General features: G+C 32.7%; 18 protein-coding genes. 7 read left to right on the forward strand and 11 right to left on the reverse strand.

What is annotated here, in order from left to right:
• Position 1: 1 nt before the first annotated feature.
• From P2W75_RS11685 to P2W75_RS11715, 7 genes are all read right to left on the reverse strand, one after another.
• Positions 2–1,174, reverse strand: coding sequence for a glycosyltransferase family 4 protein (locus tag P2W75_RS11685; protein WP_276380610.1), 1,173 nt, complete (start codon positions 1,172–1,174; stop codon positions 2–4).
• Between the two features lie 66 nt (positions 1,175–1,240).
• On the reverse strand, positions 1,241–1,876 hold the full coding sequence (locus P2W75_RS11690; protein WP_276380611.1) for a sialic acid O-acetyltransferase: 636 nt from the start codon (positions 1,874–1,876) through the stop codon (positions 1,241–1,243).
• Positions 1,876–2,883, reverse strand: a complete 1,008-nt coding sequence (locus P2W75_RS11695; protein WP_276380612.1) for a ketoacyl-ACP synthase III — start codon at positions 2,881–2,883, stop codon at positions 1,876–1,878. Before P2W75_RS11695 ends, P2W75_RS11690 begins: the two co-directional genes overlap by 1 nt.
• Positions 2,884–2,890: 7 nt before the next feature.
• Positions 2,891–3,634, reverse strand: a complete 744-nt coding sequence (locus P2W75_RS11700; protein ID WP_276380613.1) for an SDR family NAD(P)-dependent oxidoreductase — start codon at positions 3,632–3,634, stop codon at positions 2,891–2,893.
• 5 nt (positions 3,635–3,639) lie between these two features.
• Positions 3,640–4,722 (reverse strand): aromatic ring-hydroxylating dioxygenase subunit alpha, encoded by a 1,083-nt coding sequence (locus P2W75_RS11705; RefSeq protein ID WP_276380614.1) that lies wholly within the window; start codon positions 4,720–4,722, stop codon positions 3,640–3,642.
• Complete coding sequence (locus tag P2W75_RS11710) at positions 4,719–5,774, reverse strand: 3-oxoacyl-ACP synthase III family protein (protein WP_276380615.1); 1,056 nt, start codon at positions 5,772–5,774, stop codon at positions 4,719–4,721. The genes P2W75_RS11705 and P2W75_RS11710 overlap by 4 nt, the downstream gene beginning before the upstream one ends.
• Positions 5,775–5,778: 4 nt before the next feature.
• Entirely contained in the window at positions 5,779–6,009 is a 231-nt protein-coding gene (locus P2W75_RS11715; RefSeq protein WP_207296940.1) for a phosphopantetheine-binding protein, read from the reverse strand.
• 248 nt (positions 6,010–6,257) lie between these two features.
• Between P2W75_RS11715 and P2W75_RS11720 the strand changes: the two genes are divergently transcribed.
• Together P2W75_RS11720 and P2W75_RS11725 are read left to right on the forward strand one after the other, a co-directional pair.
• Complete coding sequence (locus P2W75_RS11720; RefSeq protein ID WP_276380616.1) at positions 6,258–7,334, forward strand: DegT/DnrJ/EryC1/StrS aminotransferase family protein; 1,077 nt, start codon at positions 6,258–6,260, stop codon at positions 7,332–7,334.
• Positions 7,335–7,367: 33 nt separating this feature from the next.
• Positions 7,368–7,940 (forward strand): L-threonylcarbamoyladenylate synthase, encoded by a 573-nt coding sequence (locus tag P2W75_RS11725; RefSeq protein WP_207296942.1) that lies wholly within the window; start codon positions 7,368–7,370, stop codon positions 7,938–7,940.
• Positions 7,941–8,184: 244 nt separating this feature from the next.
• On the opposite strand, the gene P2W75_RS11730 is transcribed toward P2W75_RS11725, so the two are convergent.
• Complete coding sequence (locus P2W75_RS11730) at positions 8,185–9,309, reverse strand: cysteine desulfurase family protein (protein WP_276380617.1); 1,125 nt, start codon at positions 9,307–9,309, stop codon at positions 8,185–8,187.
• 86 nt (positions 9,310–9,395) lie between these two features.
• On the opposite strand from P2W75_RS11730, the gene P2W75_RS11735 reads away from it, so the two are divergent.
• On the forward strand, positions 9,396–10,376 hold the full coding sequence (locus tag P2W75_RS11735) for a hypothetical protein (protein ID WP_276380618.1): 981 nt from the start codon (positions 9,396–9,398) through the stop codon (positions 10,374–10,376).
• Positions 10,377–10,523: 147 nt separating this feature from the next.
• Here the strand turns inward: P2W75_RS11735 and P2W75_RS11740 are convergent, their stop codons facing one another.
• Positions 10,524–11,075 carry a Smr/MutS family protein gene (locus P2W75_RS11740; protein WP_207296945.1) on the reverse strand — a complete coding sequence of 184 codons (552 nt, stop codon included), beginning with the start codon at positions 11,073–11,075 and terminating at the stop codon, positions 10,524–10,526.
• A complete protein-coding gene (locus P2W75_RS11745; protein WP_276380619.1) occupies positions 11,065–11,250 on the reverse strand; it encodes a hypothetical protein in 186 nt (61 codons plus the stop codon). Before P2W75_RS11745 ends, P2W75_RS11740 begins: the two co-directional genes overlap by 11 nt.
• 123 nt (positions 11,251–11,373) lie before the next feature.
• Here P2W75_RS11745 and P2W75_RS11750 point away from each other — a divergent pair, with 123 nt between their 5' ends.
• Positions 11,374–11,640 (forward strand): DUF2752 domain-containing protein, encoded by a 267-nt coding sequence (locus tag P2W75_RS11750; RefSeq protein WP_306801533.1) that lies wholly within the window; start codon positions 11,374–11,376, stop codon positions 11,638–11,640.
• 4 nt (positions 11,641–11,644) lie between these two features.
• Here P2W75_RS11750 and P2W75_RS11755 read toward each other — a convergent pair whose 3' ends face one another.
• On the reverse strand, positions 11,645–12,346 hold the full coding sequence (locus tag P2W75_RS11755; RefSeq protein ID WP_207296948.1) for a DUF1003 domain-containing protein: 702 nt from the start codon (positions 12,344–12,346) through the stop codon (positions 11,645–11,647).
• A 192-nt stretch (positions 12,347–12,538) separates the two neighbouring features.
• On the opposite strand from P2W75_RS11755, the gene epsC reads away from it, so the two are divergent.
• The 3 genes from epsC to P2W75_RS11770 all read left to right on the forward strand — a co-directional run bounded on the left by epsC (position 12,539) and on the right by P2W75_RS11770 (position 15,305).
• Positions 12,539–13,330, forward strand: coding sequence for a serine O-acetyltransferase EpsC (epsC, locus tag P2W75_RS11760; RefSeq protein ID WP_276380621.1), 792 nt, complete (start codon positions 12,539–12,541; stop codon positions 13,328–13,330).
• 1 nt (position 13,331) lies between these two features.
• Positions 13,332–14,219 carry a cysteine synthase CysM gene (gene cysM, locus P2W75_RS11765; RefSeq protein ID WP_276380622.1) on the forward strand — a complete coding sequence of 296 codons (888 nt, stop codon included), beginning with the start codon at positions 13,332–13,334 and terminating at the stop codon, positions 14,217–14,219.
• A 99-nt stretch (positions 14,220–14,318) separates the two neighbouring features.
• On the forward strand, positions 14,319–15,305 hold the full coding sequence (locus tag P2W75_RS11770; protein ID WP_276380623.1) for an aldo/keto reductase: 987 nt from the start codon (positions 14,319–14,321) through the stop codon (positions 15,303–15,305).
• Positions 15,306–15,336: the final 31 nt, after the last annotated feature.

The following is a 15,336-nucleotide window of genomic DNA, read 5'->3' on the forward strand; positions in this document are numbered from 1 at the left end:
TTCATGAATTAATAGTTTTATTATATATCGGAATTATTTTTTCTTTAAATGCTTTGATTCCAAAACTTGCAATAGCATTTTTAGATATTAATTCTGAATTAAACTTTAATTCATTATTCAATATTTTTATAATATTTTCTGCAATGGCTTTAAAATCCTTGACAGGAACAATAACTCCATTTTCTTCATTGATAAATTCATTTACACCTCCAGATTGAGTAGTAATTACTGGCACTCCAGTAAACAAAGCCTCTAAAGGTGAGATTCCAAAGGTTTCACATAAACTTGTAAATACAAAAACATCTGACTTTTGTAATGCTGAAACGATTTCTTGCTTTGAAGCTGTTTCTACTACTTTTATTTTAATATTTTTAAAATTAAAACTTTGGATTAAGTTAGTAACTTCTTCTTTGCAATTATTTCCCCAAGCATTAATACCAATCCAAGTGAATCTAATATTTTTGTAATTTAAATCATCAATGATCTTTAGTGCTCTTAAAGCCTTTATTTGATTTTTTATTGGTGCGTATGCGCCAACAGTTATAATTTCAAAAAAATTACTTTTCATTCTATTGCAATTATTAAATAGCTTTTCATCTACTGTATTTCCAATGTTTATGAAATCGCTAAAAAAATAATTTGTTGCAAATTGTCTTATTACATCATTACTTACAACTAAATTAAATTTAGATTTTTTCAAAACCATATCCAGCTTTTTAATCTTTTGCTTATCAACATTCCTCAATGTAAATTGATTGTGTTCGGTTAACAAATATGGCGTTTTATATTCTTGATTATAACTTAAAGCCCAAAATGCAGCGTCAAAAACACTTTGTGCATGAATTAAATCAATTGTAATATTATCTTTCTTTAAGTACTGATGTAAAACTCTAAAAGCTTTCTTTTCAATCCATTTTAAAAAATACTTATTTTTTAAAATTTTAAACGATGGATAGTATAAATACAGAATACTAATTTTATTCTCATAGATATTCTTTTCTATCTTAAAAAACTTCTTGTAATTTTTAATTTTAAATTTGACCGGTCTAAAATTTATTAAGACAAAATTGAATTCATTACTTAATATTGCAGCTTGTTCCATAAAAAAACTTCCTAAGTTTAGCTTGTAATCAAGCCAGGAACAAATCATTAAAACAGTTTTATTTTTATTCACTATATTCTTATTATAAAAACGTTTTTCTTAAACGAATTTATAAGAATTTTATTATAAAAAATAAATTTAAAATTCTATTTTCTTAGCCGGAATACCAAAAACAGTTGTATTTTCTTTGACGTTTTTAATAACCAGACTCGTTGCACCAACTGTAGCTCCTTTTCGAACAATAACGTTTGGCAATACTGTAGCTCTTGTGTTTAAAGTTACTTCTTCTTCCAAAACAACAAAACCGCCTGTAAAAGAATAGGAACTTAAATGTGCCCATTTGCATATTTTTGTGTCGTGTCCTAAACCTACATAACCTTGAATTGTGACAAAATCTTCTATAATACAATCATTGCTAATGTTAGCATACATAAAAACCAGCAAACCAGTTCCTACGACTGCATTAGTATTTAATTTAGTCGAAGGATGAATTAAATTGATGAACTTCCCTCCTTTTGCAAGAATTAATTCTGCATAATGTTTTTTCCATTTTATAGATCCCATCGCGCAGACAAAAACATCGTTTTCTTCAATTTTATAATCTTCTACAGAAGATAATATCTGCGGATAGTTTGCAAATTCTTCTAGAGCATCGGATTTATCATCCAAAAATCCTTTTACAATATACTCTATATTAAAACCAGCACACTGAGTGGCAAGATCATAAACTTCTCTGCCAAAACCTCTTGCTCCTACAATTACTAAATTCTTCATTATTCGATAATTAAATTACAAGCTGCCCACGAATATCCCACGCCAAAACCTGCCAATACTACATTTTTTATATCTGTTAACTTCTCTTGTTTCTGAGCTTCATAAACAGCAATAGGAATGGTCGATGAAACGGTATTTCCACAATGATCCATGGCGATGAAAAATTTATCTTCAGGAATTTTTATCTTTTTCCTTAAATGATTAAGCATGTATTTATTAGCTTGATGGAAAATAAAAAGGTCGATATCGTCTTTTGATAAATTCGATTTTTCCAGAATTGATTCGGTAAGTTTAGGAACAAATTCTCCTGTAAAATTGAAAATTTCTGTTCCGTTCATGTATAGGTTTTTATCGTTTCGGATGTTTCCAAATTCATCTTCAATGTCATTACTATCTGAAACTGGAAAACGCATTCCGCCTTGTTTTACAATAAGATTTTCAGCTCCTTTTCCATCTGTTCCAAAAATAAAATCACCAATCGAACAAAAGCCTTTTTCGCTTGATATTAGCGTTGCGGCAGCGGCATCTCCAAAAATGGTTTTATTGCTTTTATCTTTTGGATGAATGAATTTAGAATAGGTTTCAGAGGTAATCAGCAGAATATTTTTAGCCATTCCACCAGCGATTAATCCTTTTGCCAGACTTAATCCGTATACAAAACCAGAACATCCTAAATTATAATCTAATGCTCCAATTGAAGTATTTAAACCTAATTTTTCTTGAATAATACAAGCTGTCGTTGGCAGAAAATAATCTGGACTCTGCGTGCAGAACAATAAAAAATCGATCGTTGATCTATCAATATGATGTTCTGCAAAAAGCTTCTCAGCTGCTTTTACAGCCATATCTGACGAGAACTCATCTGAAGCACTTATATGACGGGAATTAATACCGGTTTTCGAACTAATTTTTTCAATATCCCATTCTGGAAAATCCTTGTTGATTAAATCATTTGATAAAACTGCTTCGGGCAGATAATACGAAATGGCTTTTATATTCGCTTTCATCTTTGATTTATATTGTTGAAGTTCTTCCTCCGTCTAAAACTAAATTCTGACCTGTAATCCAGCTCGAAGCATCTGATAGTAAAAACACGATTGGATAAGCAACTTGTTCAGGTGTTCCATAACCCAGCGGGTATTTCTTTTCATCTTCTTGAATTACTTCTAGAGATAAATTTTCAATAGACTTTGAAGTTATTTCTGTTTTTACCATACCAGGCGAAACACAATTAACACGGGTTTTGCTGACTGCAAATTCATTTGCCCAGACTTTTGAAATCGCAATTAAAGCTCCTTTACTGGCAGCATAAATTCCGTTTCCTTTCATTCCGAATAAACCTGCAACAGATGAAACCAAAACAATTGAACTTCCTTTGTTTATTTTTTTCTTTTTAAAAATCAAATTAACGAGATAGGTAATAGAATCGAAATTGATACTTCTCATTTCGTTCATTAACTGTTCTGAATAGAATTTAACTGGTGCTAAAGAAACGATACCAGCCGAATGTACAATTCCATCTATATTTTCAATTGTTTCTACAATAGCTTTTATATCGTCCATTTGAGACAAATCAGCAGCTATAAAACTATTCTGGTTACCACATTCTTTGATTAATTTTTCAAGAAAATCAGTACGTCTGGCCACAGCGACGAAAGTACCGCCTTGTCTTACAATGGCACGGCAAGTCTCAAAGCCAATTCCAGAAGAGGCTCCGGTTACTAAAATTTTCTTTCCTGATAAATCGAATGGGTTCATTGTTGTTATTTTAATTCTTGTTTTGTGTTTAAATAATCGTAATACTTTAAAATCCTAAATTCTTCTTCACCAAATATTGGCGAATGATCTTTAAAGTTTGCCAGATTTGACTGCACGCTTTCAATGATTTTTTTATCTTCATTTAAAACCAAATCCAAGGATTCATTTGAACTATTATTAATAAAATCAATAATATTCTGTTCTGATTCGCTTAATTCTTTTTCAAATTTTGCAGCGAAATAACGAACTCTTAAAATTGTTTTCGATGGAGATTGTGGCAGCATAAAACCTAAATAAAATCCTTTTCCTTCAACAGTACTTACAAAAGCATTGGGGTAAATATGAAAATGAAGATATCCTTGTGTTTTAAAAGTTCTTGCTGAAAGGGCTTTTTCTATAATTTTATTTGGTTTTACATCTTCTCCTTTCGGAAACTCACACCAACTGTGTGCATTATAAAAATCGAATTTTTCGGGTGGCAAAGAACCAAATCCCATTTTTGCAAATGAGTTTTCATGTACTGCCGTACAATGATAACATTCTAAAACGTTTTCAACCAGAAGTTTCCAGTTTACTTTATGTTCGATAGAATAATCAATTGTTTTTGATCCAAAATGCCTGCTTATTTCTTCAAGCGGAGTATAAATATTTCCTAAATATTCTTCTAAAGTTTCATTGAATTGATCATTCAATTTTAAAAATATAAAATCGCCACATTGAGCCACTTCGTATTCTTTTAATTTCAATTCGTTAATATGATCCCTTTCAAATGAATTTCGACACATTAAACCAATTACATTTCCTTTCTTTCCGTATGTCCAGTTGTGGTATAAACAAGACGAAACACGATTCCCAAAAGGTTCTTCGTGAATGGTATTAAACCTGTGAAGGCAAACATTTTGAAAAGACTTTATCGCACCGTTAAAATTTTGAATAAAAATTTTATTCTCGTAGTACTCAAAAGTTACAAAATCGTTGTTATTTAGTAATTCGTTTTTGTGCGCGGCTAAAATCCAGGATTCATTTAAAAATAAAGACTTCTCTTTCAGGTAAATTTCTTCGTCTATGTAATTTAAATTCTTTATCATATTTCGATTAAATCTGAAATCACAATATTATCAAGCTTTACTTTCGCTGTTCCCCAAGATAAACCAACGCCGAAACCGCAAAGTATTAAACTCTGAGAAGTATTGGCTAAATTGTCTTTTAATTGCGTAACTATTGTTAACGGAATTGTTGTAGAAGAAGTATTTCCGAATTCTTTTAAGGAGTATGGTACTTTTTCTGCAGGTAATTTTAATTTTTTGGCAATCATTTTATTCATCATCAAATTGGCCTGATGAAATACAAAATGATCGATATTGTCCTTATCGATTTTAAATTTTTCAATAAGTTTATTTACTGTTTTGGGTGCTTGCGAAATACCAAAACCAAAAACATCCATACCATCTAAAATAAGCTGGCATGCATTTCTTTCAATTCCCGGAGAAATTGTTTGATAAATTAAAGAGTCAGAATTAATTCTATTTCTTGAACCTCCGTCATTAATCATAATCGTTTTATAGCCTGAACCATCAGTACCTAAATCAAACTGTAAGCTTTCTGCGCTTTCATCCAATTCAAATGCTGTAGCACTTCCTCCATCTCCAAAAAGCGGAACGGTACTTTTATCAGTTTTCGAAAGTAATTTACTGCTAGTATCACCAGCTAATAGAAGTCCTTTCTTTAAACCAGAAGCTTTCATCATTCCGGCAATAATAGAGATTCCATACACATAACCGGAACATCCCAGAGGCACATCAAAAGCAATGCAGTCTGTAGAAAGTCCTAATCTGTCCTGAAGTATAGCAGCAGAAACAGGCAAAATATAATCAGCAGTCTGCGAAACAAAAACCAGAATTTCTATTTCACTTTTCTGCCAATTTAAATCTGTAATTAATTTTTCAGCAGCTTCGCAACATAAATCAGACGTACAAAGATCTTTTGGGGCAATACGTCGTTCTTCAACTCCAGTTGCCTCAATAAATTTTTGAATTTCTTCTTGTGTTAGTATATCAAGGTCTACATTGAGTTCCTTATTTTTAGGAACACTGCATGAAATACCTTTTATTGCAACATCATTTACTGAAAAAGCTGCCATTTAATTATGCTTTATTTTTAATAATTTCAAAAATGTCTTGTAAAGAATTCGAAGATTTAATATCATCTCCTGTTAATTTTACATCATATTCTTCATCAGCCATAGCGATTAATGAAAGAGCCGTTAACGAATTCCATTCGTCTAAATCTCTAAAAACAGTTTCCTGTGTAATTAAAGCTGCATCTGTATCATCTAAAATATCTGCAAAATTTTTCAAAAAGGCATTGATTTCCATAGTAATCTTAAATTTATTTTGTGTTCTTTTTTCACATTAATCATACCAAATATCAAAAAAACATTCTTGTACTATCATCAAAAATCTAATGTACTGTCAACCAATACTGTTATCTAGAAGTTTTAATTCTTAAAATGTTATAATATTTAGTTATATCAAAAATTAAGGTTTCTTTTCCTAATTTTACCGCACAAATATAACAATAGTTACCCTCAAAGATAAATTAAACGCACTAAATCTGTAATAAAATGATTGCTGTAACCAAAACTTTTCTTCCTCCGCAAGAAGAATACAATTCTCACCTAAAACGCGCATGGGACAAAGTGTGGCTTACCAATCGAGGTGAACTTACCCTTGAATTAGAAGAAAAACTGAAAACATTTTTAAACAGTTCTTCTATAATTATTACTAATAACGGTACGATTCCTATTCAAATTGCATTAAAGCTTTTTGGAAATGGAGGCGAAATAATTACGACTCCATTTTCGTATGTAGCAACATCAGCGGCTATAGTTTGGGAAAACTGTACTCCTGTATTTGTAGATATCGACCCTGATTATTTAACTATTGACGAAAGCAAAATAGAAGCTGCCATAACACCTAAAACGACAGCAATTCTAGCAACACATGTTTTCGGAAATCCGTGTCATGTAACTGAAATTGAAAAAATCGCTAAAAAACACAATCTAAAAGTGATTTATGATGCGGCGCATTGTTTTGGTGTAAAATACAATGACGAATCTGTTTTTAATTATGGAGATGTAAGCACTTGTAGTTTTCATGCTACGAAAATATTCCATACAGGCGAAGGCGGTGCCATGTTTTGCAACGATGCCGAAACGTATCACAAATTATATTACAGCCATAATTTTGGACACAATGGCCCTTTGGCTTTTCATGGATTAGGAATTAATGCTAAAATTTCTGAATTACAATCGGCAATGGGACTGGCTGTTTTTCCTTATATAAATCATATTTTTGCAGAGAGAAAAAAAGTGGTTGATTTTTATAACGAACATCTTGATTTACAAAAGGTAAAACCTTTAAAAATAAGAGAAAACACAGAATGGAATTACAGTTATTATCCTGCCGTTTTTGATTCTGAAGAAACTTTATTAAAGGTCATAGAGGCTTTAGCTAAAGAAAATATTATACCAAGGCGTTATTTTTATCCCTCTTTAAATACGATTGATTATACCAAAGGAAAAGAAATGCCAATATCTGAATCGATTGCATCTCGAATTTTATGTCTTCCACTTTATGTTGGTATGGTACAAGAAGATTTAGAAAAAATCACACAAATTATAAACACACAAATACAGTAATTTTTGCTGTCCGTATAAAAACATTATTAAATTATGAATCAAGATATTAATACCGAAGTTCACAACGCTTTCGAAGTTATCAAAGAAGGCGGCATCATTCTCTATCCAACTGATACAGTTTGGGGAATTGGCTGTGATGCCACAAATCCTGATGCTGTAGCTAAAATTTACAAACTAAAACAGCGTGCCGAAACACAAAGTATGATCGTTTTGATGAATGGTGAAAAAATGATGTACAACGTTTTTAAAGAAATCCCTGAAGTTGCTTGGCAGATTCTGGATTTATCTGAAAAACCAACGACACTTATTTTAGATGACGCCAGAAATGTAGCACCAAACGTTATTTCTGCCGATAAATCGCTTGGAGTACGATTGGTAAAAGAACCTTTTTGTTACAAATTAATGGAAAGAATGAAAAAGCCTTTGGTTTCTACATCAGCAAATATTTCAGGACAACCTACTCCAATGTCGTTTAAAGATATTAGTCCAGAAATCATAAATGGCGTTGATTATGTCGTAAAATTAAATCAGGATAAAGTTTCCGGAAAATCGTCAACGATCATAAAACTGACTAAAGATTCACAAGTAAAAATAATCAGAAAATAGATTTTAGATTTTAGATTTTAGATTTTAGATTTTAGATTTTAGATTTTAGATTTTAGATTTTAGATTTTAGATTTTAGATTTTAGATTTTAGATTTTAGATTTTAGATTTTAGATTTTAGAAAAAACTCCGTTCAAATTTTCAATTTGAACGGAGTTTTTTCTTATAAACTTTAACCTTTGCCCCTTTGAACCTTTACCTCTTTGAACCTTTACCTCTTTGAACCTTCAAACCTTGCACCTTTCCCTAAACACTTTTCAGACTCTCAATCAGCCAATCAATATCTTCTTTTGTGTTATAATGGCTAAAAGAAATTCGGAGGTTTGGTAATTTTAAATCTTCTTCGGAAAGCATTTCTTTTAAAACATGAGAAGGTTTAATACTTCCTGACTGGCAAGCACTTCCTCTTGAAACGGCAATTCCTTTCATGTCTAAACTAAACAAAAGCATCGACGTTTTGTCTGAAGAAAAAGGCAGTGTGATATTAATAATATTATAAAAATCTTCTTTTTTCCCATTGATTCTGAAACCTGGAAAATGAACTTCCAATTGTTCGATCAAATACTTTTTTAAATCTGAAATATAACTTCTTTCTTCTTCTAAATTTTCATACGAAAGAGACAGTGCTTTTGCCATTCCTGCAATTTGATGTACCGCTTCTGTTCCGGCACGAAGACCTTTTTCTTGTTCGCCTCCAAAAATCAAAGGTTGTAACCCTGTATTTTTTCGGACAAAAGCAAAACCAACACCTTTAGGTCCGTGAAATTTATGAGCACTTGCTACAATAAAATCAACTGGAATATTTTGAAGATCGATTTCGGTTTTACCAACAGATTGAACCGTATCTGAATGAAATAATGCGTTGTATTGTTTACAAATCGTTCCAACTCTTTCTAAATCTAGAATTGTTCCCGTTTCGTTATTAACATGCATTAAGCTGACAATGGTTTTCTTTTCCTGAGATAATAAATTAGAAAGATGTGTCAAATCAAGACTTCCATCTTCCTTTACATTCACATAATCAACTTGAATATTGTAATCGGATTGCAATGCTAAAATCGCATGCAAAACCGCATGATGTTCAATTTTAGAAGAGATAATACGTTCGACTTTTAAATCCTCAACTGCCGATCTTAAAATCCAGTTATCGGCTTCCGTTCCGCCAGAAGTAAAAATAATTTCCTGTGCAGCACAATTAAAATGTTTGGCAATGCTTTTTCTGGAAAGTTCTAAAATGGTCTTTGCATTTCTGCCAAAACTATGTGTAGAAGACGGGTTACCAAAGTCTTCTGTCATAACTTTTGTCATTTCCTGAATAACTTCAGGTCGCATAGCAGTTGTTGAGGCGTTATCGAGATATACTTTTTTCATTGTTGCAAAGTTATAAAATATCAATTGTCGAATCTTAAATATCTTTTGCCAAATTTTTCACTATTTTTGGCACAAATAAAACAACGATGAAAAAATATGCAAGCCTATTATTTCTGGCTCTTTTACTAAACGGCTGTGACGACGGCGACCTAACTGTTGATACAATCGATTTTGATGCTGCAACTGCAGCAAGCTGTCCTGAAAATAATATTAATACTTTAATATATAAAACCAAATCACAGGAATCGTTAATACTTCAATTGCCATTAAACAGCATTCCGAATGATGCTACCCCTGTAAATGATTCAATTGTATATGACATTAACAATTCAACGTATCGTGTTGTTTATAGAGCATATGATGGTACTGTAGGCACTGAAAACATTTGTGGAACAATTCCGCCTAGGACTCCAAATATTACAGAAGAATGGCAGGCAACTGCAGGAAAAATTGTCATTAAATCAATTGCTAATATAGGAGATCCAAGTCCAACAGATGGAAGCACGAGAATTACTGGATATACACATAATATTATTTTTAGAAATATAACTTTCCTAAAACCGGCCGGACCTCAAACTGAAGAAGAATTTGTTTTTGGAGATTACAAAACTTCTCCTGAAAACATGAGTTTTACATTTCCTGAAAATGCATCGCAATGCTCCGATAAGAAAAACGTTTACAATTTTAACTCAACATCTTATCTAATGATAAGCAATCTTGATGCAGATCTTATTGTAAAACAAGCTGGAACAAGAAGTGCTCCAATTTCATCGACAACCAATAAAGTAAATTATACGACTTTCAAATCAAATACAGGAACTTTGACTTCGTCTTATTTCTGTGTTAGTCCTGTACCTTCAACTCCAACAATTTCTGGAACTTGGGATGGCACAACAGATACTTCAGGAACCATCGAAGTAACTACCGTAACAGCAGGAACAACTAACATTACGTATACGCATACTATAACACTGAAAAATGTTACTCTGAAAAAAGGGAATACGAAATTTTTCCTAGCCAATAGTTTCGTTTTAGGTACCATAACCGAAACGTCTGCAAGTAACTAAAAGACATTTTTTACAGATATAAAATCTGAATTTTATTCTTACAAAAAACGTCCGTTTTTCATCTCTGATTTCATAATAAAACCGGGATAAAAAACAGACGTTTTTTTATGCTTTTAAGTTAAATTTTCAAACCTGAAAATAATCGTATTATCTATTGTTTTGTCTGAAATAAACTTCGGTTGCACCGAGACCATATTTCTGATAATTGGCATCTTGGAAATCAACTCCGTCATAACGGCCTAATAAAAAATCAAGCTCTGCTTTTAAAACGCCTTCGCCAACACCGTGAATAAAAACGATTTTTGGAATGCGGTTTTTAATCGCAAATTCAATGTGTCGTTTTGCCGTTTCAGTCTGTAAAGTCAAAATATCATAATTCGTCATGCCGCGCTTATTGGGAACTAATTTTTCAATGTGAAGATCAAATTCCGGTACCGCAACATCACGTTTATCTTTCTTTTCTTTCACAAAACTACGTGGTTTAGGCTCCGTTTTCTCCTTGGTCACTTCTTCTAAATTAATTCTTTTAATAGAATTCATTAAATCACTGGAATCTTGAATCTTAACCAATTCATTGACGAAAAATGTCATCATGAATCCATCCTCCGTTTCTATCGAAACTTCGTTATTTTTAACCGAAAGTACGGTTCCATTAATCGCTTCGTCTAAAACCGAAACCTTATCTCCTTTACTCAGCATCTTGCTTCTCTTTTTCTTGATTCTTACTTGGTGTTTTTGCACTCAGCTGCATCATTCCGTACATAAAAACGACAATAGCAACTACCGTTATATACACATTTTTATCATCAGAAACCTGCTCATACAAGGCAACTGAAATAGCAAGAATCATGATTAAAATTTTAAAGATTTTCATTTTTCAAAAGTTTGAGATTTCAAAAGTAAAAAACTTTAAAATAGAAGTTCCTCTTCTTCTGAAATGTTATGCAATATTTTTGTAAAATTGTAAAAAAATTATCCTGTGAATTTAGAAAAATATATGATCCCCTGTCTCTTCAAAAAGTTCTTCGGAATTGAGTGTTTGGGCTGTGGTTTTCAGCGTTCAGTTGTCTTAATTTTTCAGGGTGAATTTTCGGCCGCTTTTAAAATGTATCCGGCTCTCTACACTACTCTTTTATTTCTAATTTTATTGGCCTTATATTTTTTGGACAAGTCCAGAAATTATCAAAAAATAATCTGGAAAGCGGCAGGCATAAATCTTATTTTTATGTGCATTGGATATTACTATAAACACTTTTATTTATAGCTTTCTATTTTTTAATCTGATTCAAAATATCGTTCATCATCTCAATCTGTACTTTTTGAATTTCGATTAATTCCTGCTGCTGATGCATAATCAAATGATCAATTTTATCATGAATCATTCTAATTTCCAACTCAGATTTCAGGTTAATCATATAATCTTTTTTAGCTCTATTTCGGTCTTTTTCTTCCTGACGATTCTGGCTCATCATAATTACCGGAGCTTGAAGCGCTGCAATACAAGATAAAATTAAATTGAGCAAAATAAACGGATAAGGATCAAAACCCTTATTCATCAAAATGTAAACATTAGAGCCAATCCAAACAGCAATAAAAACTACAAATGAAATAATAAAAGTCCAGCTTCCGCCAAAATCGGCCACTTTATCTGCTACAATTTGTCCGATGTTCCTTGTTTCCTCTTCGTCTTCAACAATATTTACAATCGATTTATCTTCTTTTAAAGAAGCAATCACACTTTTCTCTAAGTCGGAAAGCATTCCAATTTCGGTAGACAAATAATTCGAAATGTATTTTTGTCGGTATTCATTCAGCTCTTGAACCGAAATGCAATCTGTATCACAAAAAGAAGGATGATCTTTTACAATAAGGCTTAAAATAGGATTATGAATATCTTTTCCGCAGATTTTCTCACTTTCTGAAAAAGAATCACCGGAAATTGCACTTTTAAAAACTGCATTATTTTTCATTTTTTTAGAAATTTTATCTGCTAATTTACACAATTAAGTTCTTAAGAATCCTATAAAATATCTAGATTTAAAAATCCCTGAATTATCACAAATCCAATTATTAGAGCAAAATTTCTTTATACAATTCATGTCCTTATTAACAAAAAACACCTTAATTTTAGCGTTTTAAATTATCCACTCAATTTTTCAATTGTGACAAAAGAAAATATCATACAAAACATAAAGGCTTTAAAGAGTCATTCTAACATAAACTACGGTATTAAAACCAAGACCGAAGACTTTACAGAAAAGCTTTTTTACACTCTTTTTGATTCAAATGCTGCTTTGGACGAAAGCATCGACGACCTTGAAGTCCGATTCAAAGAGATTGCTGTTTTGGCCTGCAAAAAACCTCAAAATTTATGCGCTTCTATCTGGGACAGATTTGTTGAAAAACTTCCCGGAGTTTTAGAAAAATTAAATCAGGATGCCGAATATATTCTAGAAAACGATCCGGCGTCGAACAGCATCGATGAGGTATATTTAGGATATCCGGGATTTTATGCCATTGCAATTTACAGATTGAGCCACGAATTATATCATTTGGATTTACTATTGTTTTCAAGGCTGATGAGCGAATATGCACACCGAATTACGGGAACTGATATTCACGCAGGTGCCGATATTGCTTCTCCGTTTTTTATCGATCATGCCACTGGAATTGTAATTGGTGAAACAACCGTTATAAAAAAACATGTAAAAATTTATCAGGGAGTTACATTGGGAGCTTTAAGCGTAAGCAAAGACATGAAAAACGCTAAAAGACATCCAACCGTTGAAGCCAATGTATGCATTTATGCCAATGCTACAATTTTGGGAGGCGAAACAACCATAGGGAAAAATAGTATTATTGGCGGAAATGCTTGGGTAACCAAATCTATTCCCGAAGATTCGATCGTTACCAATACCACCACAACAGAAGTCAAAATAAAAGAAAAAAAATAAAATGGGTCCACAGAAATTATTAAACCTGATTGGAAATACACCATTGATGGAAACAGTCAATTTGGTTAAAAATAAAAACGTAAAACTTTTACTGAAACTTGAAGGAAACAATCCCGGAGGAAGTGTAAAAGACCGTGCTGCATACAACATGATTGCCGCTGCTCTTGAGAGAGGCGAAATTAAAAAAGGGGATAAACTTATTGAAGCAACCAGCGGAAATACAGGAATTGCTCTGGCAATGATTGCTCAATTATTTGGAATAGAAATCGAATTGGTTTTACCAGAAGATTCCACAAAAGAGCGCACACAAACCATGCGTGCTTACGGCGCGACAGTTATTTTAACGCCTGCCGAAGATGGAATTATTGGTTCTAGAGATTATGCTGATAAAAAAGTCGCGCAAGGCGGTTATTTAATGCTAAACCAGTTTGCCAATGACGACAACTGGAAAGCGCATTACAAAACTACAGGCCCCGAAATCTGGAATGATACAGAAGGAACAGTAACTCATTTTGTTTCGGCAATGGGAACTACAGGAACCATTATTGGAACTTCGACTTATTTAAAAGAAAAAAATCCAGCCATTCAAATTGTTGGCGCACAGCCAAGCGACGGATCTCAAATTCCGGGAATTCGCAAATGGCCTCAGGAATATTTACCAAAAATATTTGATGCTTCTAAAGTTGATACCGTTATTGATATAAGCGAAGAAGAAGCACGCGAAATGACCAAAAGATTAGCACTAGAAGAAGGTGTTTTTGCCGGAATGAGCAGCGGAGGTTCTGTTGCTGTGGCTTTAAAAATAGCAGAACAGCTGGAATCAGGAGTTGTGGTTGCCGTAATCTGCGACAGAGGCGATCGTTATTTGTCTTCGGATTTATTTGACTAAAAGGCTCAAAGAGGCAAAGGTTCAAAGGGACAAAGTTTAATCTCAATGGAAACCTTTGAACCTTTGCAACTCTGTATCTTTATAACTAAAAAGAAAAAAATGAACTACAGAAAACTAGGAAAAACCAATTTTAATATTTCTGAAATCTCACTTGGAACCTGGCAGGTTGGAGGAAAATGGGGATCAGGATTTAATGATAAAACTGCCGACGAACTTATCAATACGGCAATTGACAATGGTGTTAATTTTATTGATACTGCCGATGTTTATGAAAACGGATTAAGCGAAACTGCTGTTGGAAGGGTTGTTCGTTCGCGTTCTGAGCGTATTTATGTGGCTACAAAATGCGGACGCCAGATTAATCCGCATGTAAATGAAGGATATCAGCCAAAAGTGCTTCAGAAATTTGTAGAAGACAGTTTAAAAAGAACAGGATTAGAAACTCTGGATTTAATTCAATTGCACTGTCCGCCAACAGAAGTATATTATCGTCCTGAGATTTTCGAACTTTTTGACCGTTTAAAAGATCAAGGAAAAATACTAAATCTTGGTGTAAGTGTCGAAAAAGTGGAAGAAGCTTTAAAAGCCATCGAGTATTCGAATGTAACTACGGTTCAGATTATTTTCAATTTATTCCGTCAGCGACCTTCACAATTGTTTTTCTCAGAAGCCAGAAAGAAGGATATCGGAATCATTGCGCGTGTACCATTAGCGAGCGGACTTTTAACGGGTAAATTTGATGCAAAAACCACTTTTGATTTACAAGATCACCGCAATTTTAATCGTAACGGAGAAGCTTTTGATAAAGGCGAAACTTTTTCTGGTATTGATTACGAACTGGGATTAAAAGCGGTTGAAGAATTAAAAGCATTATTTCCAGAAACCGAAAACCTTGCTCCTATTGCTTTACAATGGATTTTAAGTTTTAATGATGTAAGCTGTATTATTCCAGGAGCATCAAAAGAAAGTCATGTACTTTCTAATTTGTCTGTTTATGATTTTCCTCAATTAACCCCTGAGAAAATTAATGCAATGAATGAAATTTACGAAAAGTATATAAAAACCTCCGTTCACCACTTGTGGTAGTTTAAGAGACTAAGGTTCTGAAAGGCTAAGG

This window comes from Flavobacterium sp. H4147 (assembly GCF_029360735.1).
GTDB lineage: Bacteria > Bacteroidota > Bacteroidia > Flavobacteriales > Flavobacteriaceae > Flavobacterium > Flavobacterium endoglycinae.